General features: G+C 72.0%; 1 pseudogene. It reads right to left on the reverse strand.

Annotated elements, in window-relative coordinates:
* Window positions 1–236, reverse strand: a pseudogene (locus ACYQ0J_RS00190) (ATP-binding protein); the annotation flags it as partial.

Raw genomic sequence — 236 nt, forward strand, 5'->3', positions numbered from 1 at the left:
TAGGGTCTCCGGGTGGACGGCCAGGACCAGGGTGGCCACCTCGGCGAAGGCCACCAGCCAGGGGACCACACTGGGGGTGAGGCCCGTGGCGTCGTCCACGACGAGGGTGACGGGGTTCACCCCTTCGGGGCGCTTGAGGGCCTTGAGGAGGCTCCTCGCCTTCTCCTCGTTCCCCGGGTAGCGCCTCTGCCAGGCCTTGAGGTCGGCCTCGAGGTCCCACCCCCCCCCCCCCCCAT

This window comes from Thermus sp. FJN-A (assembly GCF_054655095.1).